The sequence below is a fragment of the Sulfuricella sp. genome, assembly GCF_035531155.1.
Taxonomy (GTDB): domain Bacteria; phylum Pseudomonadota; class Gammaproteobacteria; order Burkholderiales; family Sulfuricellaceae; genus Sulfuricella.
The window spans coordinates 129,719-153,437 of sequence record NZ_DATKTK010000055.1 but is presented as its reverse complement, the minus strand read 5'-3'; the positions used below and the strand labels follow the sequence as shown (position 1 = coordinate 153,437).

General features: G+C 56.7%; 21 protein-coding genes and 1 riboswitch. Of the genes, 14 read left to right on the top strand and 7 right to left on the bottom strand.

Features of this window, described 5'->3' with window-relative positions:
• Positions 1 to 81: 81 nt before the first annotated feature.
• On the top strand, positions 82 to 1,548 hold the full coding sequence (locus tag VMV64_RS12340) for a hypothetical protein (protein ID WP_325330738.1): 1,467 nt from the start codon (positions 82 to 84) through the stop codon (positions 1,546 to 1,548).
• A gap of 264 nt (positions 1,549 to 1,812) precedes the next feature.
• Here the strand turns inward: VMV64_RS12340 and VMV64_RS12335 are convergent, their stop codons facing one another.
• Both VMV64_RS12335 and relB read right to left on the bottom strand, forming a co-directional pair.
• Positions 1,813 to 2,082, bottom strand: a complete 270-nt coding sequence (locus tag VMV64_RS12335; RefSeq protein ID WP_325330736.1) for a type II toxin-antitoxin system RelE/ParE family toxin — start codon at positions 2,080 to 2,082, stop codon at positions 1,813 to 1,815.
• Positions 2,066 to 2,293: a type II toxin-antitoxin system RelB family antitoxin gene (gene relB / locus VMV64_RS12330; protein ID WP_325330734.1), complete on the bottom strand. Its 228-nt coding sequence runs from the start codon at positions 2,291 to 2,293 to the stop codon at positions 2,066 to 2,068. The genes VMV64_RS12335 and relB overlap by 17 nt, the downstream gene beginning before the upstream one ends.
• Before the next feature lie 289 nt (positions 2,294 to 2,582).
• Here relB and dnaE point away from each other — a divergent pair, with 289 nt between their 5' ends.
• The 9 genes from dnaE to VMV64_RS12285 all read left to right on the top strand — a co-directional run bounded on the left by dnaE (position 2,583) and on the right by VMV64_RS12285 (position 13,740).
• On the top strand, positions 2,583 to 6,026 hold the full coding sequence (gene dnaE / locus VMV64_RS12325) for a DNA polymerase III subunit alpha (RefSeq protein WP_325330732.1): 3,444 nt from the start codon (positions 2,583 to 2,585) through the stop codon (positions 6,024 to 6,026).
• Between the two features lie 98 nt (positions 6,027 to 6,124).
• A riboswitch (cyclic di-GMP riboswitch) is annotated at positions 6,125 to 6,213 on the top strand.
• A gap of 111 nt (positions 6,214 to 6,324) precedes the next feature.
• Entirely contained in the window at positions 6,325 to 6,834 is a 510-nt protein-coding gene (locus VMV64_RS12320; protein WP_325330730.1) for a GspH/FimT family pseudopilin, read from the top strand.
• 10 nt (positions 6,835 to 6,844) lie between these two features.
• Positions 6,845 to 7,357, top strand: a complete 513-nt coding sequence (gene pilV / locus VMV64_RS12315; RefSeq protein WP_325330728.1) for a type IV pilus modification protein PilV — start codon at positions 6,845 to 6,847, stop codon at positions 7,355 to 7,357.
• On the top strand, positions 7,354 to 8,382 hold the full coding sequence (locus VMV64_RS12310; RefSeq protein WP_325330726.1) for a PilW family protein: 1,029 nt from the start codon (positions 7,354 to 7,356) through the stop codon (positions 8,380 to 8,382). Before pilV ends, VMV64_RS12310 begins: the two co-directional genes overlap by 4 nt.
• Positions 8,382 to 8,942: a pilus assembly PilX family protein gene (locus VMV64_RS12305; RefSeq protein WP_325330724.1), complete on the top strand. Its 561-nt coding sequence runs from the start codon at positions 8,382 to 8,384 to the stop codon at positions 8,940 to 8,942. The genes VMV64_RS12310 and VMV64_RS12305 overlap by 1 nt, the downstream gene beginning before the upstream one ends.
• A 27-nt stretch (positions 8,943 to 8,969) precedes the next feature.
• On the top strand, positions 8,970 to 12,272 hold the full coding sequence (locus tag VMV64_RS12300; protein WP_325330722.1) for a pilus assembly protein: 3,303 nt from the start codon (positions 8,970 to 8,972) through the stop codon (positions 12,270 to 12,272).
• A 15-nt stretch (positions 12,273 to 12,287) separates the two neighbouring features.
• On the top strand, positions 12,288 to 12,623 hold the full coding sequence (locus VMV64_RS12295; protein ID WP_325330720.1) for a hypothetical protein: 336 nt from the start codon (positions 12,288 to 12,290) through the stop codon (positions 12,621 to 12,623).
• A gap of 9 nt (positions 12,624 to 12,632) precedes the next feature.
• Positions 12,633 to 13,052, top strand: a complete 420-nt coding sequence (locus VMV64_RS12290) for a type IV pilin protein (protein ID WP_325330718.1) — start codon at positions 12,633 to 12,635, stop codon at positions 13,050 to 13,052.
• A 214-nt stretch (positions 13,053 to 13,266) separates the two neighbouring features.
• The gene (locus tag VMV64_RS12285) at positions 13,267 to 13,740 is read left to right on the top strand and encodes a WbuC family cupin fold metalloprotein (protein WP_325330716.1); all 474 of its coding nucleotides are present in this window, start codon (positions 13,267 to 13,269) and stop codon (positions 13,738 to 13,740) included.
• 20 nt (positions 13,741 to 13,760) lie between these two features.
• Here VMV64_RS12285 and VMV64_RS12280 read toward each other — a convergent pair whose 3' ends face one another.
• On the bottom strand, positions 13,761 to 14,036 hold the full coding sequence (locus VMV64_RS12280; RefSeq protein WP_325330714.1) for an acylphosphatase: 276 nt from the start codon (positions 14,034 to 14,036) through the stop codon (positions 13,761 to 13,763).
• 179 nt (positions 14,037 to 14,215) lie between these two features.
• Here VMV64_RS12280 and VMV64_RS12275 point away from each other — a divergent pair, with 179 nt between their 5' ends.
• On the top strand, positions 14,216 to 14,668 hold the full coding sequence (locus VMV64_RS12275) for a DsrE family protein (protein WP_325330712.1): 453 nt from the start codon (positions 14,216 to 14,218) through the stop codon (positions 14,666 to 14,668).
• Between the two features lie 43 nt (positions 14,669 to 14,711).
• Here VMV64_RS12275 and metG read toward each other — a convergent pair whose 3' ends face one another.
• Positions 14,712 to 16,751 (bottom strand): methionine--tRNA ligase, encoded by a 2,040-nt coding sequence (metG, locus tag VMV64_RS12270; RefSeq protein ID WP_325330710.1) that lies wholly within the window; start codon positions 16,749 to 16,751, stop codon positions 14,712 to 14,714.
• A gap of 136 nt (positions 16,752 to 16,887) precedes the next feature.
• Here metG and apbC point away from each other — a divergent pair, with 136 nt between their 5' ends.
• From apbC to VMV64_RS12255, 3 genes are all read left to right on the top strand, one after another.
• Positions 16,888 to 17,982 (top strand): iron-sulfur cluster carrier protein ApbC, encoded by a 1,095-nt coding sequence (apbC, locus tag VMV64_RS12265; protein ID WP_325330708.1) that lies wholly within the window; start codon positions 16,888 to 16,890, stop codon positions 17,980 to 17,982.
• Positions 17,983 to 18,058: 76 nt separating this feature from the next.
• Positions 18,059 to 18,625 carry a dCTP deaminase gene (dcd, locus tag VMV64_RS12260; protein ID WP_009204872.1) on the top strand — a complete coding sequence of 189 codons (567 nt, stop codon included), beginning with the start codon at positions 18,059 to 18,061 and terminating at the stop codon, positions 18,623 to 18,625.
• Between the two features lie 115 nt (positions 18,626 to 18,740).
• Positions 18,741 to 20,987 carry an arginine/lysine/ornithine decarboxylase gene (locus VMV64_RS12255; protein WP_325330706.1) on the top strand — a complete coding sequence of 749 codons (2,247 nt, stop codon included), beginning with the start codon at positions 18,741 to 18,743 and terminating at the stop codon, positions 20,985 to 20,987.
• 64 nt (positions 20,988 to 21,051) lie between these two features.
• Here the strand turns inward: VMV64_RS12255 and VMV64_RS12250 are convergent, their stop codons facing one another.
• Genes VMV64_RS12250 through VMV64_RS12240 form a run of 3 tightly spaced genes read right to left on the bottom strand, consistent with a single transcriptional unit; the run spans position 21,052 to position 23,687 of the window.
• Entirely contained in the window at positions 21,052 to 21,870 is an 819-nt protein-coding gene (locus VMV64_RS12250; protein WP_325330704.1) for a metal-dependent hydrolase, read from the bottom strand.
• Between the two features lie 3 nt (positions 21,871 to 21,873).
• A complete protein-coding gene (locus tag VMV64_RS12245; protein ID WP_325330702.1) occupies positions 21,874 to 22,380 on the bottom strand; it encodes a dihydrofolate reductase in 507 nt (168 codons plus the stop codon).
• A 14-nt stretch (positions 22,381 to 22,394) separates the two neighbouring features.
• Positions 22,395 to 23,687, bottom strand: coding sequence for a methyl-accepting chemotaxis protein (locus VMV64_RS12240; protein WP_325330700.1), 1,293 nt, complete (start codon positions 23,685 to 23,687; stop codon positions 22,395 to 22,397).
• Positions 23,688 to 23,719 lie beyond the last annotated feature (32 nt).

The following is a 23,719-nucleotide window of genomic DNA, read 5'->3' as shown; positions in this document are numbered from 1 at the left end:
AAAATTATCGATGCCTAGGGCGATGGATTTGGGGGCTAAATTGGATACAAAAAACTTCGCAACCATTGGCTGGGATGTCATATGAATCTAAAAATATGGGAAGAAGAAACCTTTGAGCTTCTGTTAAATAATGGAATGTTTCAGATAACCGATTGCGGGCCGTTGTGTTCGCCTATAAACAGTTTTGAGATAAAGCGTGACGATAAACAAAGGTTGCTTCTAACCACGCGCTGTGACGAAAATTCCAAAAATGACTCGCTCAATTCTCCTAAATTGCCAGCGGGGACGGTGCACTCAAACATTGCTTGCGTCACTCTATCTAGTTCCGATATGACCGTGATTGCGAAGGGGGTGATGCCATTTTCACAAAACACTTCACATCACTTAACCAATGTCCGAGGAACCACAGAAAATGCATGGATTGATTCGCTTGAGTCCGTGCCGGATGATGTTGAGCGAGTACATCAATTAATTGAGTGGGTCGATAATGTGGACACAGCTTTGTATCACTGGCCACACAATCTGGAAGAGAATCTGGTGACAACTGCAACCAGAATACTCAGCGGTGGGGACGAAACGCTGACACAACACGCTAAGGAAAGCACACCTTCGTCGATGAGGGGCTGCCTAAGGCTGAACATCGCTGGCAATGAGATTTACATAGCGCCTTTTCGGAACCATAAAAGGGAACGGTCAAGCGGCCCTGGGTTCATCCTGTATAAGAAATTCCCTTGCGAAGATATCCGCAGGAAAATTCGCGAGTGCCTGTCGTTCGCTTTCGGCTTGCCGTTGGTCTACCTTGGGTACACGCTTCTTTCAGAAGAGTTTGAGTTTATTGGGTTTAAAGCGGTAACTCCCTACATCATTGATGAAAGTGCTTATTCCTTGCTTGCGCTGCCACCAGCGCCAGTAGGCAGCGCACATGCGAAGCTTATCGATCCAAACGTGTTTTCCCGAACGGTGAACGCTCTCTTCGCGCACTTCGACGAACTCAACTTTCAACACGTCAGTTGGATTTATTGGCATGCCGTGTGCTCACCGATGCACACGATGCCTGTGCAGCTAGGCGCGGGTATGGAGGCGCTCATGGCAGCTTATAGGAAACTGGACAAACCTCAGTACGAGACCAAACTCTTAGACGCGACAAATGCAAAACATTTGAGAGATGAGTTTCTAAAAATCGTCGAGGCCATGCCCCTTAAAGATCCGGAAAAGGAAGTGTTGCGTAAGAAAGCTTCGGGTTTGAATAGCCCATCGCAAGACATACTAAATGATCGATTCTTTGCAAGTTTGTCACTTGATATGGAAGGCAAAGAAAAGAGCGCGTGGCAAAGACGAAACGACGCTGCGCACGGCAACACGACTAAGCCTGGCGATTCTTGTGAACTGATACGAGATATTCAATTGCTCAAGAATATTTTTCACCGAATCGTTATCAGCATGACAGGCGCCAGCAACCAATATATTGACTGTTATTCGCCCAAGTTCCCAATCAGACAGCTTAGAGAGTCAGTTGAGGCAACGGATAGGTTTTTCTTCGAGGGGTGACTGCGCCAACGAGCCCGCGTAGATACCGTCTTCCCGGTCAAGCTGTTTTTGAAAATCAATGGGAAAATCAATGGGGTCATACTCGATTGAAATAAACGCTTCGTCCGTAAGCCAATAAACACGGACATCTCCATCGTGTGTGCTTGTAGATCGCCTATTTACTTGGCTTGCGGGGCTATTCAGTAGGGTGGGGCACCCCATCGATTTAAATGGGTCGGATTAAATTCGCGACCCTAACCAGCCGCGCCGCTTTTATTTTCGCGCTCATCGGTAGACCTCGCGCCGATTGCCGATCTCGATTACGAGGACGCAGAGCGCACCATCTTGAATGTCGCAGATGATTCGATAGTCACCGATGCGGTAGCGCCAGTACGCGCCGAGCATGGGTCCGGTCAATGCCTTGCCGGTGTTGCGCGGGTCTTCCTGGGCGGCGATGCGTTCATCCATGAAATCGAGGATGCGCCGCGCTGTCTGTTTGTCGAGCTTGCGAAGCTGCCTTCTGGCGGACTCGGTGTAATTAATCGTCCAGACCAAGGTCATTCCTCACTTGCTCGGCGGAATAAACCTTCTCTTCGCCCTTGCGGACGCGTTCCATCGTTGCGGCGGCCAGGTAGTAGTCTTCCAGATCATCCAGGCCGTTCGTGACCAGCTCACGCAGGTAATACGCCTTGGTGCGGCCAGTTTGTGCGGCCAGTTGGTCTAGCCGTTGTTCAATGGCGGGATCAAGTCGGATAGAGGTTGCCATGATGGTGCTCCAATTGAATATATGTATTCATTGTATCATATGGTGAAACAAACGTTTAGCAAGTGTAGGGCGGATGAGGCCGCAGGCCGTTATCCGCCGAATGAAAAAATGTGCAAGCTATACATACGGCGGATAACGCTACGCTCATCCGCCCTACTGCACTGGACTCCGGATTTTGCCGGAATGACGAGGATAGTCGGGGCGCTCTACCATTTCCCAATATTTTCAATTGCCCCCTTTTTCCACGATAAAACGTCCGCTGCATTCCATGGTGGTAAAATGACGAGCTATGTCTGATCCCTCCTTTATTCACCTCCGCCTGCACAGCGAGTATTCGATTGTCGACGGCATCGTGCGTATCGACGATGCCGTTGCCAGTGCCGTCGCCGACCGGATGCCGGCGCTGGCGCTGACCGATCTGAGCAACCTGTTCGGCATGGTGAAGTTCTACCAGGCCGCCCGCGGCAAGGGCATCAAGCCGATCATCGGCTGCGACGTGTGGATCAGCAACGAGGCCAACCGCGACCAGCCGCATCGTTTGCTCCTGCTGTGCCGCAACCGCCTGGGCTATTTGCGTCTGTGCGACCTGCTCACTCGCGCCTACCGCAGCAACCAGCACCGCGGGCGGGCGGAAGTCCGCCGCGAATGGTTCGCGGACGGCGGCAGCGACGGCCTGATCGCGCTGTCCGGTGCGCATTTCGGCGATGTCGGCCAGGCGCTGTTGCAGGCTAAACGCGCGCAGGCGCAGGAACTCGCGACCGATTGGCAGCGCCTGTTTCCCGGCGCGTTCTACCTCGAACTGCAGCGCACCGGGCTACCCCAGGCCGATGTTCACGTGCGACTGGCGCTGAGCCTGGCTTCGGAATTGCGGCTGCCGGTGGTGGCGACCCATCCGGTCGAGTTTCTGGCTCCTGACGATTACAAGGCTCACGAGGCGCGGGTGTGCATTTCCGAGGGCTATATGCTGGCGGACAAGCGCCGTCCGCGCGTCTTCACCGAGCAGCAGTACTTCAAGACCCAGGCGGAGATGGCGGAACTGTTCGCTGATATCCCCGAGGCGCTCGCCAACAGTGTCGAGATCGCCAAGCGCTGCAACCTCAGCGTCGAACTGGGCAAGAGCAAGCTGCCGCTGTTCCCGGTGCCGGAGGGGATGAGCCTGGATGACTACCTGTGCCGGCGGGCGGAGGAGGGCCTGGCCGAGCGCATGAAGGAGCTCTATCCCGAAGAGGCGAAGCGGGCGGAGCAGTACCCCACCTATACCGATCGACTCAAGTTCGAGACCGGGACCATCATCCAGATGGGTTTCCCCGGCTACTTCCTGATCGTGGCCGACTTCATCAACTGGGCCAAGCACAACGGCGTGCCGGTCGGCCCGGGGCGGGGCTCCGGTGCGGGTTCGCTGGTCGCCTACAGCCTCGGCATCACCGACCTCGATCCGTTGCGCTATGCCCTGCTGTTCGAGCGCTTCCTCAACCCGGAGCGGGTGTCGATGCCTGACTTCGACGTCGATTTCTGCCAGGACAACCGCTGGCGGGTGATCGAATACGTGCGCGAGAAATATGGCGCCGATGCGGTATCGCAGATCGCCACCTTCGGCACCATGGCGGCCAAGGCGGTGGTGCGCGACGTGGGGCGGGTGCTGGACCTGCCCTACAACTTCTGCGACCAGCTTTCCAAGCTGATCCCGGCTGCACCGGGCAAGCAGTATTCGCTCGACGAAGCGCTGACGATGGAGCCCCAGCTCAAGGAGCGCTACGACGGCGAGGAGGAAGTGCGCGAGCTGTTCATTCTGGCGCGCAAGCTCGAAGGCTTGACCCGCAACGTCGGCATGCATGCTGGCGGCGTGCTCATCGCGCCCGGCAAGCTGACCGATTTTTGCCCGCTGTATCTCGCTTCCGGCGCGGACAACGTGGTCAGCCAGTTCGACAAGGACGACGTGGAGGCGGCCGGCTTAGTCAAGTTCGACTTTCTCGGCTTGCGCAACCTGACCATCATCGACCTCGCCCTCAAGTACATCAAGAAGCTCGACCCGAGCTTCGATCAGTCCTTGGATACACAGCATTTCGACGACCCGGCAGCCTACGAGGTATTGAGGAAGGCCAACACCACGGCGGTGTTCCAGCTCGAATCGGAGGGCATGAAAAAGCTGCTGGCTAAACTTCAGCCCGACCGCTTCGAGGACATCATCGCCGTGCTCGCGCTTTACCGGCCGGGGCCATTGGGTTCGGGCATGGTAGACGATTTCATCCTGCGCAAGAAGGGCAAGCAGTCGATCGACTATTTTCATCCCGACTTGCAGGCCAGCCTAGCCCCGACCTACGGCGTGATCGTCTACCAGGAACAGGTGATGCAGATCTCCCAGATCATCGGCGGCTACACCCTGGGCGGGGCGGACTTGCTGCGGCGCGCGATGGGCAAGAAGAAGCAGGAGGAGATGGACCAGCATCGCAGCCTGTTCGTCGAGGGCGCGCTCAAGAAAAATTACCCGGAAAAACTCGCCAACAGCCTGTTCGACCTGATGGCGAAGTTCGCCGAATACGGCTTCAACAAGTCCCACACCGCCGCCTACGCGGTGATTTCCTACCAGACCGCCTGGCTCAAGGCCCACCACACCTCGGCCTTCATGGCGGCGACGCTGTCCTCGGAGCTGGACAACACCGACCAGCTCAAGGTGTTCTACGAGGACACCCTGGCCAACAAGGTGAAGGTGCTGGCGCCGGACGTGAATGTTTCCAGCTACCGTTTTGAGCCGGTTTCCAGGACTGAGATCCGTTATGGTCTTGGCGCCATCAAGGGCACCGGTGAGGCGGCGATCAACGTCATCGCCGCGGCGCGCGAAAAAGATGGGCCCTTCACCAGCCTGTTCGATTTTTGCCGCCGGGTGGACAAGCGCACCGTCAACCGCCGCGTGATCGAGTCCCTGGTCCGCGCCGGCGCGTTCGACACCATCAACGATAACCGGGCGAGCCTGCTGGCGAGCGTCGGCGTGGCGATGGAAGCGGCGGAACAGGAGAACCGCGACATTCACCAGAACAGCCTGTTCGATGCCATGGATGACGGCGGCGCGGAAAGCCGACCCGATGCCATGGTGGATGCTTCTCCCTGGCCGATGGTCGAGCAGTTGACGAACGAGAAAAAGGCGCTGGGTTTTTACTTCAGCGGCCACCCTTATGATGCCTACCGCGCGGAACTCGCCAGCTTCATCAAGACCCGCCTGAGTGACATTGCGCCGCAGCAACAGCCGGTCTGGCTGGCAGGGGTGATCTACGCCATTCGTACCCAGATGACGCGGCGCGGCAAAATGGCCTTCATTTCCCTGGAGGACGGCATTGCGCGCATCGAGGTTTCGGTGTTCAGCGAATTGTTCGACGCGCACAAGGATATCCTCAAGGAGGATCAATTGCTGATCATCGAGGCCAAGATCAGCAAGGACGATTATTCCGGCGGATTTCGCGTGGTTGCGGAAAGCCTGCTTGACCTGGCCGGGGCGCGTACGCGTTTCGCCAAGCTGTTGCGGCTGTCGTGCATGGCACCCGCCAACACCGACAAATTACGTGAAATTCTTTCCGGCTATCGTGATGAAGCAGGGTGCAGGGTGCGGATCGGCTACCGTACCTCCACGGCGAGCTGCGAGCTGGACCTGGGTGAAGGCTGGCGGGTGAAGCTCAAGGACAATTTGTTGGTGTCGCTGGCCGATTGCATCGGCAGCGAGAATTCCACCATTCAATATTAAGCGTTGAAAGTTTCAATGAATGACGCGGGCAGTGATTTTTGTTGACATTGGCATGCTGTTGGGTGTAAAAAAGAAAAGATAGAATTCAAAAACAAAGCTTCTGAAAAAGGCAAACCCGTTCGAAAGGCGGGGGCGCAAAGTTACCGGTCTAAGGGGTTGATTTCTCTAGGACAGCGGGATTGCCAGACGGAGGTGACAAGCGCAAAGGGTTCGCTTGCATCACCCCAGCCGCTTCCTGCTATCCCCTCCCACCATGGCTTGCGCCCTTGCCTGAAACTATTTGGCAGGAGTTTCGGCAATGCCCGCGACAATGAACAGAACACTGGGCTTCACGCTGACGGAACTGATGGTCACGGTTTCGATTGTTGGCATCATGCTTGCCTTGGCCGTGCCCAGCCTTCGCTCATTCATTCTCGACAATCGCCTGGCCTCTCAGGCCGCCGAATTCACGGGCGCACTTGCCATGGCCCGCAGCGAAGCCACCAAAAGAAGCAGTCGTGTGGTAGTTAGCCCTGCCGTATCCGGTTTTGATAGCGGCTGGCGGATTTGGGCGGACAGCAACGGCAACACCTTGCTGGACCCGAGCGAAGCGGTGCTGCGCATTCATGAGGACCTGCATGGCAATACCTTGACCAGCGCTGGCGTCGCCGCGCCAATTGTTTATTTGCCTTCTGGTTTCATGGACATCGCTGCGGGCACCACCAGGATATTTCGGTTGTGCGATAGCCGCAGCGGCGAAAAAGGCCGTGAAATACGCATTACGGCAACGGGTCGCGTCAACATCAACCGTGATTTCATATGTTCATGAGCATGAGAAAATGATTCCCGCCAAAAGGTTCGCTTCGAGCTTGCCGCGTACTTCAGGGTTTACCCTCATAGAGGTGCTCATTGCCATGGTCGTGCTTTCCATTGGCCTGCTGGGTGTCGCCGGCATGCAACTCTCGGGGCTGCGCGCCAATCACAGCTCAGCCCTGAGATCTCAGGCAACTTATCTCGCTTATGACATGGCTGACCGGATGCGCGCCAATGTCCAGGGCGTCAATGGTGGAAACTACAATAACCTTTCCGGCGATCCCGGTGATCCGGGCTGCGTTTCTTCCAGTTGCACCCCTGCATTGATGGCGCAAGCCGATCTGCACGAGTGGAATTTGGCCAACGCCACAAACCTGCCCTCGGGCGCCGGAGCGGTCTGCCTCGACAGCACGCCGGACGACGGCACGCCAGCTTCAATTGCATGCGATGGTTCGGGAACGGCGTATGCCATCAAGGTATGGTGGAATGACGACAAGAGCGGCACGCCCAAACTATTTGCCATGAGTTTCAAGCCATGACCACCCCGGCCATTCCTGCACAACAGCAAGGCTATACGCTCGTCGAGCTCATGGTCGCGATCACGATCGGCCTGTTTATTCTGGGCGGGATAGGGATGGTCTTTGTCAGCAGCAAACAAACCTATCGCATGCAGGATTCATTGTGGCAGCTCCAGGACAATAGCCGCTTCGCCATGGAGTTCCTGATCAAGGATTTACGCATGGCAGGTTTCCGGGGATGCAGCAGCAGCGCCATTACGCCAGTCAACACGCTAAACAACGGGACGGATTTCAATTACAACTTCACGGTCGGAGTACAGGGCTTTGAGGACGCCGGCTCGGCCTGGTCTCCCGCACTCCCCACAGCCCTTTCATCGGCAAATCCGCCCCCTGTGGCAGGGAGCGATGTCATCACCCTCCGTCGTGCCCAGGAACCGGGGATAGGCGTAACCGCACCTTTCATGAGCAACAATTCTGCCGCATTGCATGTTGATGCCGACAATGGTTTGAGCCAGTACGACATCATCCTGGTAACCGATTGCTCCGCGGCGGCAATCCTGCAGGTTTCCGGCGCGGATCCAGGCGCCAGCGGAACGATTGCGCACAACACGGGGGTCGGCACACCCGGAAATGCCACCAGCGATCTGGGTAAAATCTTTCGTGACGATGCGGAAATCATGAAACTCGTCACTGTTTCCTACTTCATTGCGCCCGGCACAACAGTCGCTGGCAGTCGTTCCCTGTGGCGCAAGGTGGCCGGCGGAGCCCCGGAGGAACTGGCCGAGGGCGTGGAAAACATGCAGATCCTTTATGGCGAGGACACCGACAACGATCGCAGCGTGAATCGCTATGTGACAGCAGATAATGTGACGGACATGAATCGGATTATGAGTTTCAAACTTTCATTCCTGATGTCCACGCTAGAGGACAAAATCACCAGCAACCCCCAGCCATACACCTTCAACGGCGCGATCGTGACGCCCGCTGACCGCAAGTTGCGCCGCGTGTTTTCCACCGTGGTAACTCTGCGCAACCGGACCATGTGATGGCCGTCCCGACTTTTTTCCCCCATCATCAAGTACGGCATGAACAGGGTGCCGTTCTGGTCACCGGGCTGATTTTTCTGGTGGTGCTGACCTTGCTGGGAGTCGCCGCCATGTCCATCAACGCAATGGAAGAACGCATGGCGGGGAACAGTCGCGATTTGAATATCGCGTTCCAGGCTGCGGAATCTGGCCTGCGCGATGCCGAGCTGGATATCCTTAAAAATATCAGCCCTGCGTCTGGTTTCGATGCTTCCTGCACGAAAGGATTGTGTTTGCTGCCTTCTTCCTCCACGCCCCTGGCACAGAGCATCAACTGGAGCGACACCTCGATCACCCGCGAATATGGTGCTTATACCGGCGCTGTCTCTCTGGCATTGGTTGGCTCTCAGCCTAGATACATTATCGAATTACTGTCTACCCTGCCTGCGAGCCCTGGGCAAAGCATAGGCACGGGGATCAAGCCGGCATCCAGCGGCGTGGTTTACCGTATTTCAGCCCTGGGCGTTGGAGGAAGATCGGAATCCCGTGTCATCCTGCAAAGTTTGTTTATCAAGAAGTGATACGGCGCGGCAAGGAGCATGAAAATCATGAAATCAATTCTCCCCGGCAAGCAACGTCCCTTTGCCGCCGCCTTGCTGCTGGCGTTTAGCGCTGGCCCACTGCTTCATCCCGCAGCCAACAGCGGACAATTGGCGCTGGCAACCGTTCCCCTGTTCCTGACCAGTGGCGTATTGCCCAATGTGCTGGTCATCTACGACAACTCGCAATCCATGGATTCCACCATGGCGGGAAGGCTGATCGCTGGAAACGATGCCGCGACTCGCAGCAATATCGGCCGACAGGTCATTCGCGACACGATTTCCAACTATCGCACCACATTCAACTGGGGGCTGATGAGTTATGGCATGTCCAGCAATCCGCCCACCAAGTACAACACCTATGCCTACTACCTCGGGTCGGATAGTGGCATGGTGTTTACCAATGACTGCGTCAGCGGAATTTCCGCCACCAATGGTGGCCGGCGCTGCGTTGCCAACCCGCAAGCATTCAGCGGTGGAAATTACGTTACCTATGACAAGACCGGCGACGACCCCGATATCAACGATGTGCTGTATGACAACTCCGGTCCCTATACCGCTTTATGGGGTCTGACGCCAGGCACGGGAACCAGTTACAAGGTTTACACCACCCACAGCACGGCCGCTGGCAATAGCTGGGCCACCAGCGCCTTCAGCGGTTCTCAGGGTACCTGGGCATTCACCCCGACCGATGCAGGATACCTGCCCGCCAATCCACCTATTACCCGCCAACTTTATTTGCCTCGCGCTTGGGGGTATCTGTCCAACATCACGGGAACCGGCACGCTAAACGAGCCTGTGCAAGCGGACTCAACCACCCATTTCAATAGCCTGATCGCCAAGCTGGCGGCTGAAACCGGCACCAGCAGCAGCGAAATCAAGAATGGTGCGGTATTTACCCCGCTCAAGGGAACGCTGGATTCGGCGCGAACCTATTTTTCATCTTCCTACCAAAGTCAGCTCAGCCCGATTGCCTATTCCTGCCAGAAGAATTTTGTCATGATGGTAACCGATGGCCTGCCCACGGGCACCAGTAGCGGCACCCTTTACACGTCTGCCCAGCGCACCAATACTTTTAATCCGGCCTCCGGGACATGGGCCTTTGGAACAGCCGCGCAGGACGCCATCAATTCCGTCAACGCGTTGCGTAGCACGAACAAGGGCGGCACCGCGTTTGACGTGCAGACCTACATGGTCGCGTTGAGCGACACGGTCGCCAATGCGGAAGCCATGGCGGTGATGAATGCATTGGCAAATGCCGGCGGCACCGGCACTGCGTATCTCGCTACCGACCAGACCAGCTTCCAGGCTGCCATCCAGAATGTGGCCAACGACATCATCTCCAAGACTGGCGCCGCATCCACTGTTTCGCTCAACACTGGAACCTGGAGCACCAATGCCTTCATCTACCAGGCAAAATTCAGCAGTGGCGATTGGTCCGGCCAACTGCTCGCGCTTCCGATCCAGTCGAATGGCACCATTGGAGCTCCATCCTGGGATGCGGGGCAAAAGGTCAATACGCAGAATTATGACAGCGGCCGCAAAATCATCACTTACAAACCTTCCGGCAGCACAGGCATTCCATTTCGCTGGCCCGTCAATTCAGCCAGCCCGACTTCCATTGAACTGGATAGCGTCCAGATCGTTGCGCTGAACAAGAATGCCAGCGGCGTGACGGATGGTCAGGGAGGCGCGCGTCTCGACTTTCTGCGCGGCAGCAGCAGCAATGAGGGCAGCGGCAATGGCTACCGCGTTCGGCCCAACAGCAAATTGGGAGATTTGATTCATTCTGCGCCTTATTATGTCGCCGCACCGCCCTTCAATTACCCGAGCAGCTTTGAATCGGCGTCTTATCCGAATTTCGTATCCTCGTACATGAATCGCACGCCGATGATTTACATCGGCGGCAATGACGGCATGCTTCATGGCTTCGATGCCGGCAGCGGCGAAGAAAAGCTCGCCTACGTGCCGGCAGCGGTTTACAACAATCTGAGCCAGCTCACTTCGCCCAGCTACAGCCACCGCTATTTCGTCGATGGCTCGCCCACGGTGGGAGATGCTTTTTACGCCGGCACCTGGCATAGCGTGCTGCTGGGCGGCCTGAGCGGTGGAGGGCAGGGGTTTTTCGCTCTTGACGTGACCAATCCGGCTGCATTTTCTGAAAACAATGCAGCCGGTATCGTGCGCTGGGAGTTCACCGATAGCTCTGACGCCGATACTGACGCCACCATGCGCTATGCGCTAGGCTACAGCTTCAGTCAGCCGTCCCTGGTCAAAATGGCCAATGGAAAATGGGCTGCGGTATTCGGCAATGGCTACAACAACACCGAGGCGGATGGCCACGCCAGCACCAGCGGTTATGCGGTGCTCTATATCCTGGATGTGGAAACCGGCGCCGTGCTGACAAAAATCAATACCAAGAGCGGATCGGCGACCACGCCCAATGGCCTCGCCACGCCCATCCCTGTGGACACCAACGGCGACGGGGTGACCGATTATATTTATGCCGGCGACCTGCTGGGCAACATCTGGAAATTCGACGTCACCGGAACCTCGCCCAGCCAGTGGAAAGTGGCATTTGGCAATGCCGCGAATCCCGCCCCACTGTTCACGGCCAAAGACGCGGCCAACACTCCCCAGCCGGTCACCACGCGTCTCGAAGTCGGCAAACATCCGGTCAGCGGCGTGATGGTTTATTTTGGCACCGGGAAATACCTGGAAACCACGGACAACTCAACCACGTCGCCCCAAGCTTTTTATGCCGTCTGGGATGATGATGTCCAGGTCAGCGGCAGAGGCGCTCTCCTGCAGCAGTCGGTGACCGGTGTTTCAGGCGATTACAGAATGACCAGCAACAACATCATCGACTGGGGTACCCATAAAGGCTGGTATCTCGACCTGCCGACCGGTGGGGAGCGCCAAGTGACCGAATCACAGCTAAGGAACGGTAAAATCATCTTCACCACCATGATTCCCGAGACAACTGCCTGTAGTTACGGCGGAAGCGGCTGGCTGATGGAAATGGATGCATTGAGCGGCGGCCACCCCCTCGACCCGGTACTGGATGTGAATGGCGATGGAAAAATTGATTTGGCGGATGTGATCGCCTTTGGCGGTAGTAACGTCCCTCCCAGCGGAAAGAAAATGAGCGGCATTCCCTCCGCACCGGGCATTTTGGGTGGAGCGGGCGGCAGCAGCACCAGCAACCTGGAAAACAAGTACCTGAATCTATCCTCTGGCACGATCGAAAAAATTCTCGAGTCCGCAGGCCCTAGCGGATCAGGGCGTGTCTCCTGGAAACAGATTCAATAAGGCGAGGAAACGCGGATGAAAATTTCAACTCATATCGCCATGCTTTTGGCATTGGTCATGGCGCAGAATGCCGCAGCGATTCAGGTAACGGGAGAACAAAGCCAAGCCGCAGCAGCGTCCTCCCAGTCTGCGAGCAATGAGCGGGAAGGCGCCATCGAGAAAATCGATCTGGGCGGCAGAATCATGGTTGTGGGTGGCGTACGCTATTTGTTTTCTGCAGCCACCACCCCCGTCCACGGCGCCAGCCCGCTGGCACTCAAAAAAAACGACCGTATCCGCTTCAAAGTGCTAAACGAATCCGGCACAGAACGGATCATTGAAATATGGCTCATATCTGCGGCACAGCACTGAGCGACTACCATGAAAAAAGCTGCCGGTTTTACCCTGATTGAACTCATGATCGTCGTTGTAATAGTAGGCATATTGGCCGCCATCGCCTACCCTTCCTATATGGAAAGCGTCAGAAAGTCCCGCCGTGCCGACGCCAAGGCGGCGCTCTCGAATGCAGCCCAGGCACTGGAGCGCTATTACACGGAGAAGAATACCTATCTCAATGCAATACTCGGAGACGGCGCAGGCGCCATTTTCCCTGATCACACCCCCAGCGACCAGGCGCATGCCAGCGCGTATTACATCCTGAGCATCACCAACCAGGGGGCAAGTACCTATACGCTGAATGCAACCCCTACGGGCACCATGGCAGCAGACAGCTGCGGGACATTGACGCTCGACCATCTCGGGCAAAAGGGCGCAGCACTCCCCATTGCACAATGCTGGTGAACAGCTGTTCACCCACTACTCGTCAGCATTTTTCAAAAAATGCTTGCAAAGCAAATGAGAATATTAGATAATGCTAATAACTTGAATTGCTCATCAACTATGAGTTGTTCCGGTGTTGTCTCCTCCATCCTCCTTTTTGGTGGATTTTAAGCGCGGTCACTTAGGTGAGCCGCGTTTTTTTTTGCCTTTTTCAGACATTGGTATCATTGTCCGCATGAATAACCCCCAGATCATCAACCGTGAATTATTCGACTGCGTTTCTTCGGAAGCGCAGGCTGCGCCACGTCGACGCAAGAATTTCAATTTCCATGCCGCCGAGGCGGATGCGAGTCATCGACTGCTCAATGCGATGGAGCCGGATTCATATATCCCGCCACACTGCCACTTGGATGCGAGCAAGGATGAGTCCATCATCGCGCTCTCGGGTCGGTTCGGGGCTGTTTTCTTCGACCATGAGGGAAATGTTACCGGGACGGCAAGCCTGGCTCCGGGAGGTGAAGCAGTGGGGGTGAATATTCCCCATGGCGTGTTTCATTCCGTGGTGGCCCTGGAGCCTGGCAGTATCTTCTTCGAGGCCAAGGCCGGCCCCTATAAGGCGCTGGAGCCGGCAGAAAAAGCACCCTGGGCGCCCGCCGAGGGTGAGCCGGATGCGACTGCTTACCTGAATTTCCTCAGGGCGATGTTCTAGCCCAGTTGCATGCCACCGCTTCAAGCGGTATCCAGCTTTTCAAAATCGGTATACTCGCCACTGCCCGCATTGATTTCCACTCTTTCTACCCGCGCCAGTTCCGGCCCTGACCTGGCCCATTCGATCATGGCGCTGACCGCTTCCGGCGCTCCCTGAATCATTGCTTCCACGGTGCCGTCGCGGCAATTTCTGACCCAGCCGGTGATGCCGAGCTGATGAGCCTTGCGGCACATGGCCTCGCGGAAGAAAACGCCCTGAACATGACCGTAAACTCTCAGATGGTGGCGGGTATTCATGGATGCTGTGCCTGGTTAATATCGACTAAGAAGATGGATGTATCCTGAATATGGCTGTAAAATCATGGGGTAAGTGCATTTGGACTATTTACAAATGTTAGAAAAAACGCCAATGTGCTTAGCGGAAGTTCCATCGTTATGGGCTTTTGCCAAATTATAATTATATTTAGGAGATAAAAATGGTACGTTTGCGTAACTTGATTTTTCTGAGCGCATTATTTGGCTTGTTTGGCCTTGCGGGTTGTGCCTCAACCGGAGGCAAGTCGGCTGCGGCCGGATTTCCGGAGAAGGTCGTTTATCATGTGAACGACTCCGCAGTGGCGGGGGTGGCGATGAACAATGTCAAAAATCACCTTAGCGCCAACCCGCAGGCGACAATCGTGCTTGTCACCCACGGCAAGGGTATCGACTTCTTGCTTGATGGCGCAACCGACAAGGACGGCAATCCGTATGACGTCAAAGTCCAGGAGTTGAAGGCAAAAGGCGTGACATTCGATGTGTGCAACAACACATTGGTCGGACGCAAGATCGACCCGAAAAAAGTGATCCCTGAAGCCGTAATTGTGCCCTCCGGCGTGGCGGAGATTTCCAAGCTGCAATCCCAGCAAGGCTATGTCTACCTGAAGCCCTGAGAGGCAAGGGCGGGCGTAAAAAAGGCGGCTCGAGCCGCCTTTTTTATTTCACTCGCATCCCCGGCTTGGCGCCCTCGTCCGGGCTGAGAATGTACAGGCCGCCATCGCCGCTGGCGGCCAGCACCATCCCTTCCGATAATCCGAACTTCATCTTGCGCGGGGCGAGGTTGGCGACCATCACGGTGTGGCGGCCGATCAGCTTCTCCGGCGCATAGGCCGACTTGATGCCGGCGAACACGGTGCGCGGATTCTCCTCGCCGATGTCGAGGGTGAGCCTGAGCAGTTTTTCTGCACCTTCGATATGCTCGGCGCTGACGATTTTGGCGATGCGCAGATCGATCTTGGAGAAATCGTCGATGCTGATGGTTTCGGCGATCGGCTGGATTTCGTGCGTTTGCTTCTCGGCATGGCGCGCGGGGGAGTGCTCCGCTGCCGGAGTCAGGGTGGCTTTGTTTTCTTCGATCATGGCTTCCACTTGTTTTGGGTCGATACGGGTCATCAGGTGCTGGTAGGGGTTGATGGTGTGGCCTGCCGGCAGCAGTGTGGCTGCGTCCGCCCATTGCAGCGGCGGAATGTTGAGGAAGGCTTCCACGTCTGCGGCCAGCTTGGGCAGCACCGGCTTGAGATACAGGGTAAGCAAGCGGAACAGGTTGAGGCTGACGCTGCAGGCTTCGTGTAGGCGGGCTCCCGTACCTTCCTGCTTGGCCAGTTCCCAAGGCTTGTTGTCGTCCACATACTGGTTGGCGAGATCGGTCAGGCGCATGATGTCGCGCAAGGCCTTGCCATATTCGCGAGCCTCATACTGGGCGGCGATATCCTTGGCGGTGCCTTGCAGTTGTTGCAGCAGGGTCTGATCGGCCATGTCGCCGAGATTGCCGCCGAAGCGCTTGGTGATGAAGCCGGCCGAGCGCGAGGCGATGTTGACGTACTTGCCGATCAGGTCGCTGTTCACCCGCGCCGTGAAGTCCTCCAGGCTGAGGTCGATATCCTCGATGCTGCTGTTGAGCTTGGCGGCGAAATAGTAGCGCAGCTGTTCCGGGTTGAGGTGCTTGCGGTAGCTGGCGGCGGTGATGAAGGTGCCGCGCGACTTGGACATTTTCTGGCCGTTGACGGTGAGGAAGCCGTGGGCGAAGACACCGGTAGGCGTGCGGTGACCGGAGAATTTCAGCATCGCCGGCCAGAACAGGGCGTGGAAGTAGAGGATGTCCTTGCCGATGAAATGGTAGAGCTCGGCGGTGGAATCCTGCCCCCAGTAGGCGTTGAAATCCAGACTCTTCTTGGCGCACAGGTTCTTGAAGCTGGCCATGTAGCCGACCGGGGCGTCGAGCCAGACGTAGAAATATTTGCCCGGCGCATCCGGGATTTCGAAGCCGAAGTAGGGCGCGTCGCGGGAAATGTCCCAGTTCTGCAGGCCGCCGCCGATCCATTCCTGCATCTTGTTGGCGGCTTCCGGTTGTAGGTGACCGGCGTTGGTCCACTCTTTCAGGAAGTCAGCGCAGGCGCCGAGCGTGAAGAAGTAGTGCTCGGATTCCTTGCGCACCGGCGTGGCTCCGGAAACGGCGGAAACCGGGTTGATCAGATCGGTGGGTGAATAGGTGGCGCCGCAGGCCTCGCAAGAGTCGCCGTACTGGTCTAAAGCATGGCACTTGGGGCATTCGCCCTTGATGAAGCGGTCCGGCAGGAACATTTCCTTTTCCGGGTCGTAGAACTGCTCGATGGTTTTGGTTTCGATCAGTTTTTCCTGGTCGCGCAGGGTGCGGTAGATGTTCTGTGCCAGTTCCCGGTTTTCGTCGGAATTGGTCGAGTAGTAGTTGTCGAATTCGACGTGGAAGCCGTCGAAATCCGCCTTGTGCTCGTGCCAGACGCGTTCGATCAGGGCCTCCGGGGTGATGCCCTCGGCTTGGGCGCGCAGCATGATGGGGGTGCCGTGGGTGTCGTCGGCGCAGACGTAATGGCACTCGTGCCCTTGCATTTTCTGGAATCGTACCCAGATATCGGTCTGGATGTATTCAACCAGATGGCCAAGATGGATGCTGCCATTGGCGTAGGGTAGGGCGCTGGTAACCAGGATCTTGCGTTTCATTGCGGTTTGTCAGGAACTTGAAAGACCCCAATTGTAACAAACCGTGGTAGCAAGCCCAATTATTCGTTAAACTTTCGTTTTCTGCCTCATGCCCTCTGGGGTATTCGGCAAAAATGGTTACACTCAAGGAGTCAGCATGTCCGTGTCAGAACAACAGGTGCAAGACGCACTGAAGGAAATTACCGATCCTAATACCAAGAAGGATTTTGTCAGCACCAAGTCGGTCAAGAACATCAAGATCGACGGCGACAAGGTTACGCTCGACATCGTCCTCGGTTACCCGGGTAAGAGTGTGTTCGAAAGCATCAGTACATTGGTTGGCGACAAGATCAAAAGTATTCCCGGCGTCGGTAGCGTGACGGTCAATACATCCTCTCAGATTGTTTCGCATAGCGTGCAGCGCGGCGTCAAGCTGATTCCGGGCATCAAGAATATCATCGCCGTGGCTTCCGGCAAGGGCGGCGTGGGCAAGTCCACCACTGCGGTGAACCTGGCTCTGGCGTTGGCTGCCGAAGGTGCGCGAGTGGGTATTCTCGATGCTGACATCTACGGCCCTTCCCAGCCACTTATGCTGGGCATTAAGGATGATCGTCCCGAACCTTCTGCAGATGGCAAAAAACTTGAGCCGCTGAATGGCCACGGCCTGCAAGCCATGTCCATCGGTTTTCTGATTGATCCGGATCAGCCGATGGTATGGCGCGGCCCGATGGTAACCCAAGCGCTGGGGCAACTCCTGAATGACACCAACTGGAAGGACGTGGATTATCTGGTGGTGGATCTGCCGCCCGGTACCGGCGACATCCAGCTCACTCTGGCGCAAACCGTGCCGGTGACCGGCTCTGTGATCGTTACCACTCCTCAGGATGTGGCTATGATCGACGCGCGCAAGGGGTTGAAAATGTTCGAAAAAGTGGGTATCCCCATCCTCGGTATCGTGGAAAACATGAGCCTGCACATTTGCACCAACTGCGGCCATGAAGAGCGTCTTTTCGGTATCGGCGGCGGTGAGAAGATGTGCAAGGATTTCAATGTCGAGTTTCTTGGTGCATTGCCGCTGGACATCAACATCCGCCAGCAGACTGACGAGGGTAGGCCGCCGGTAGTGGCCGATCCTGACGGGCGCGTTTCCCAGATTTACAAGGAAATCGCACGCCGCGTGGCGGTTAAAGTTGCCGAGCAGGCGCAGGATTTCAGTGCACGCTTCCCCAATATCGTTATACAAAACACGTGATGGGGAATGGGTGATGGGGAATGTGTAACGGATCCACCCATCACTCATTACCCATTACGCATCACACGGGTACATGATGAGCATTAAATCGGACAAGTGGATTCGCCGCATGGCGGAACAGCATGGCATGATCGAACCCTACGAGCCGGGGCAGGTACGGAGCGTGGACGGCAAAAAAATCGTTTCTTACGGCACTTCAAGCTATGGTTACGATATCCGCTGCTCGGATGAATTCAAGCTGTTCACCAACATCAATTCCACTATCGTCGATCCCAAGAATTTCGACCCCAATTCGTTCGTCGACGTCAAAAGCGATGTCTGCATCATCCCGCCCAATTCGTTCGTCCTGGCGCGCACCCTGGAGTATTTTCGCATCCCGCGCAGCGTGTTGACGATCTGCCTGGGCAAGTCCACCTATGCGCGCTGCGGCATCATCGTCAACGTGACGCCGTTCGAGCCGGAGTGGGAGGGCTACGTGACCCTGGAATTCTCCAACACCACGCCGCTGCCCGCCAAAATCTACGCCAACGAGGGTGTGGCCCAGGTGCTGTTTTTTGAATCGGACGAGGTTTGTGAAACCTCATACAAGGACCGTGGCGGCAAGTATCAAGGCCAGCACGGCGTGACCTTGCCGAAGATTTGACAGGCGTGAGGGGTGAGGCGAAGAATCAAAACCCGCGCCGATCCCGCTTTTCCTCCTCAGCCCTCACCTTCTTAACTCTCACGAGCAAACCCTTAACTCATCACCAGGAAAACAAATGCGATTTCGTTTCCCCGTAGTCATCATCGATGAAGATTTTCGCTCCGAGAACGCGAGCGGCATTGGCATTCGCGTGCTGGTCAAGGCGATTGAGGAAGAGGGTCTGGAGGTGTTGGGGGCCACCAGTTATGGCGACCTGACTTCATTTGCGCAACAGCAGAGCCGTGCCTCAACGTTTATTTTGTCGATCGACGATGAAGAGTTCTCCACGCCTGAACTGGCGGAGCATGCGGTTGGGCAGATTCGTGCCTTCGTGGTGGAGATACGCCGCCGAAATGCGGATATTCCCATTTTCCTTTACGGCGAGACCCGCACTTCGCGCCATATCCCCAACGACGTGCTGAAGGAGCTGCACGGCTTCATTCACATGTTCGAGGATACGCCGGAGTTCATCGCGCGCTATGTGGTGCGGGAAGCGAAGGACTATCTGGACTCCCTGGCGCCGCCTTTCTTCCGGGCGCTAACTCATTATGCCGCCGACGGCTCCTATTCCTGGCACTGCCCCGGCCATTCGGGCGGTGTTGCCTTTCTCAAGAGCCCGGTAGGGCAGATGTTCCACCAGTTCTTCGGCGAGAATTTGCTGCGCGCAGACGTGTGCAATGCGGTGGATGAGCTCGGCCAACTGCTTGACCATACCGGCCCGGTGGCGGCCAGCGAGCGTAACGCTGCGCGCATCTTCAATGCGGACCACCTGTTTTTCGTCACCAACGGCACCTCCACTTCCAACAAGATGGTATGGCATTCCACGGTTGCGCCGGGGGATGTGGTGGTGGTGGATCGCAACTGCCACAAATCGATATTGCACGCGATTATCATGACGGGCGCGGTGCCGGTTTTTCTGACGCCAACGCGCAACCATTACGGCATCATCGGGCCGATTCCGCTGGAAGAATTCAGGCCGGAGAACATCCGCAAGAAAATCGAGGCCAATCCTTTCGCGCGCGGGGTAACGACCAAGCCACGGGTGCTCACCCTCACTCAGAGCACCTATGACGGTATTCTCTACAACGTGGAAACCCTCAAGGAAATGCTGGACGGGGAGATCGATACCCTGCATTTCGACGAGGCATGGCTGCCCCACGCCACTTTTCACGATTTCTACCAGGGCATGCACGCCATCGGCAAGGATCGCCCGCGCTGCAAGGACTCGATGATTTTTGCCACCCAGTCCACCCACAAGATGCTGGCTGGCCTGTCCCAGGCATCGCAGATCCTGATTCAGGATTCCGAGGCACGCAAGCTGGATCGCGACGTATTCAACGAGGCCTACCTGATGCATACCTCCACCAGCCCGCAATACGCCATCATCGCATCCTGCGATGTGGCGGCGGCGATGATGGAACCACCCGGTGGTACGGCGCTGGTGGAGGAGTCGATCCTCGAAGCCCTGGATTTCCGCCGCGCCATGCGCAAGGTGGACGAGGAATTCGGCGCTTCCTGGTGGTTCAAGGTATGGGGGCCGGAGCATCTCGCCGAGGAGGGCATCGGCGAGCGCGACGACTGGATGCTGCGCCAGGGTGACCGCTGGCACGGCTTCGGCAACCTCGCACCGGGATTCAATATGCTGGATCCGATCAAGTCCACCGTCATCACGCCGGGACTGGATGTGGACGGGGATTTCGCCGACTCGGGGATCCCCGCGGCCATCGTCACCAAGTACCTGGCAGAGCACGGCGTGATCGTGGAAAAGACCAGCCTTTACTCCTTCTTCATCATGTTCACCATCGGCATTACCAAGGGCCGCTGGAACACCATGCTGACTGCGTTGCAGCAGTTCAAGGACGACTACGACCGCAACCAGCCGCTGTGGCGCGTGCTACCCGAATTCGTCGCCAAGAATCCGCGCTACGAGCGGATGGGTCTGAGGGAACTGAGCGATAGCATACACGGCATCTACAAGGCCAACGACGTGGCGCGTTTGACTACCGAGATGTATTTGTCCGACATGGTGCCGGCGATGAAACCGGCCGATGCCTTTGCCCGCATGGCACACCGGGAGATCGATCGGGTCGAGATCGACGACCTGGCCGGGCGCGTGACCAGCGTGTTGCTGACCCCCTATCCTCCCGGTATTCCGTTGCTGATTCCCGGCGAACGCTTCAATGAGACCATCGTTCGTTATTTGAAATTCGCCCGTGAATTCAACGAGAAATTTCCTGGCTTCGAAACCGACATACACGGTCTGGTGAAGGAAGAGCTGAACGGGAAGTCACGGTATTATGTAGATTGCGTGAGGCATCTCTAGCGCACAGTCTGTACCAAAGCAAAACGGGCGCCTACAGCGCCCGTTTTGCTTTTGGGGTGACGCCTCAGAGCTTGAGGGTCTCGCCCGCTTTCATTTCATGCAGTCTGGTCTTGCCACCTTGTTTCTTCAACGCCTTGGCAAAGGTCTCAACCGTTCCGTCCAGTACCGGGAAGGTGCCGAAGTGCATCGGCACTACCATCCCGGGTTTGACCAGTCGAACGGCTTCTGCAGCGCGCTCCGGTCCCATGGTGAAATGGCCGCCGATGCAGGCGAGCATCACGTCCACTTTGCCGAATTGGCGAATCAGGGCCATGTCGCTGAACACGTCGGTGTCGCCGGTGTGGTAGATTGCCGGGCCATTTTTCACCGTGATGAGAAAGCCGCCGGGGTTGCCACCGTCGTGGATGTCCTTGTCGGCGCTGCCCTCGGGCGCCATTACCGTGGAGCTATGAATGGCGGGGATGAAAGCGATTTTTACCTCGCCATCGAGCAGAGAAAGCTCGCCGCCGAAGTTGCCCTGGGTGTCGAAACCCATCTGCTTCTCCGGGTAACCGCCGTACTGGACGATCGCCTTGCCCAGGTCGAAGGTGCTGACCAGCCTGGCACCGGTCTTCCTGGCGATTTCTGCGCTGTTGCCGACGTGGTCGAAGTGGCCGTGAGTGATCAGGATCAAGTCGGCCTTTTCCAGCTTAGCCAGATCATCCTTGCCATTCTTGTTGGCCGGGTTGGTGAGCCAAGGGTCGATCAGCAAGACCTTGCCGGTAGGGGTGGTGAGTTTGAAGGCGGCATGGCCGTACCAGGTGAGTTCAGCCTGCCCGGCGGCGATGGCGAGCAGGGGGATTTGCAGGAGCAGGAACAGAAACAATGGGCGGAAAAATTTCATGCTTTATCCTTGAGGGGCTGAGGATTTTTTATCATAGACCACAAAATCACATTCCAGCCCGTTTTCGGATTTGCAGGGCTTGCGCCCGGTTTCCTGCCACAGGTTCGTGTCGAATTCGGGGAACCACGCGTCGCCTTCGAATTCCGCCCGGATTTCAGTGAGGTATAACCGGTCGGCAATATCCAGCGCCTGGCGGTAAAGCTCCGCGCCGCCAATGAAGAAAACCTCGTCGTCGCCGCCGCAAGCGGCAATCGCGTCCTCGATCGAATTCACCACGATGCAGCCCGGCGCCTGCAAATCCCTGGAGCGGGTGATGACCACGGGAGTGCGCCCCGGCAGTTTTCCCGGCAGCGATTCCCAAGTCTTGCGCCCCATCAGGATGTGGTGCCCCAAGGTCAGCGCCTTGAAATGCTTGAGGTCTTCCGGCAGACGCCAGGGCAGGGTGTTGCCGATGCCGATGGCGCGGTTTTTCGCCATCGCGGCGATGATGGAAAGACGGGGTTTGCCCATATTTTTGTGGAAACTTATATTTTGAAATGGCTTACCATTTTGCGCAGATCGCCGGCCAGTTGTTCCATATGGTGCGTGGCAGCCGTATTTTCCTGGATCGCCGACCTGTTCGCTTCAGCCATTTGCGCGATTCTTTCCACATTCTGGGCGATTTCGTGGCTGGCCGTTTTTTGCTCGTTCACGGACAGGGCGATATTGTCCACGCCCTCGGCTGACTGGGTCACAGACTGATTGGCCTCGGCCAATACCATGGCGACGTTCTCCAGGTAATCCTGGCTGGTTTGCAATGACTTCTGGCTATGCTGGATCGCGTGTGCCACGGCGGCGGATTGCGAACCGAGCGTCATCGTAACCTGATCAATCTGGCTGGCGGATTGCGCCGATTTTTCAGCCAGTTTACGCACTTCGTCCGCCACCACGGCAAACCCGCGCCCCTGCTCGCCTGCCCGTGCGGCCTCAATCGCGGCATTGAGCGCCAGCAGATTGGTCTGTTCCGCGATGTCCTTGACCTGCCGCGTCATATTGGTAATGGCTTCCGTGCTGCGGATGAATTCAGACACCGATGCGGCGATTCCCTCAACGGAAGACTCCACCGTGGTGATTTCCCCGATCAATTCGGACAGGCTTTCGTTACCTTTTACGGTGTGTTCCATCCCGTTCCGGGAAATCCGGTTTACATTGTCCGCATTTTCCGCGACGGAGCTGATGCTGACGGCCATCTCCTCAACCGCCGCAGCCGTGGCTTCAGCCGCTTCGCTCTGCTGGTTGGAGCCGGAAGCAACCTGGTTTGCCGTGTCGGAAAGCCTGGATGCGGTGCTGCAGACTTCCGCCGTAATATTGTTAACTTTGGCGATGATGCCGCCGAGGTCAATGCGAATTTGCTCCGCGCTGGCCGCGATCTTGCCGAATTCGTCTTCCGAGGTGCAGGAGATGGCGGATAAAAAATCGCCTTTGGCGAGCCTGTCCAGGTCTTGAACCAACTGATTTGCGGGGTTCAGTATGTTTTTCTGCACCAGCCACAAGAAGGCGAAGAATGCCATGACTATGGCGGCTGCCATCAGCCCGAGGCTGATCATAATGCCGCTCTGGGCGCTTGCCCTGGCTTCCTTAATCTGGGTTTTGGGGGCTTGTGAAGCAGCCTGAGTCTGTTGCCCGGCATTCTGGTAAGCGGCCACTTCCTGCTCGAGCGTTTGAATCTGACCCCAGGTAAGCCATAGTCCGAGCAGGGAGGCGGCGAGGAGGAGGGTCGTTCCCGTGCCCGATATCAGAAACAGTTTGTTGCGGATGCTGTGCTTGATCCAGTCCATGATTTCTCTTCCTCTACGCAGATGAGCGAATT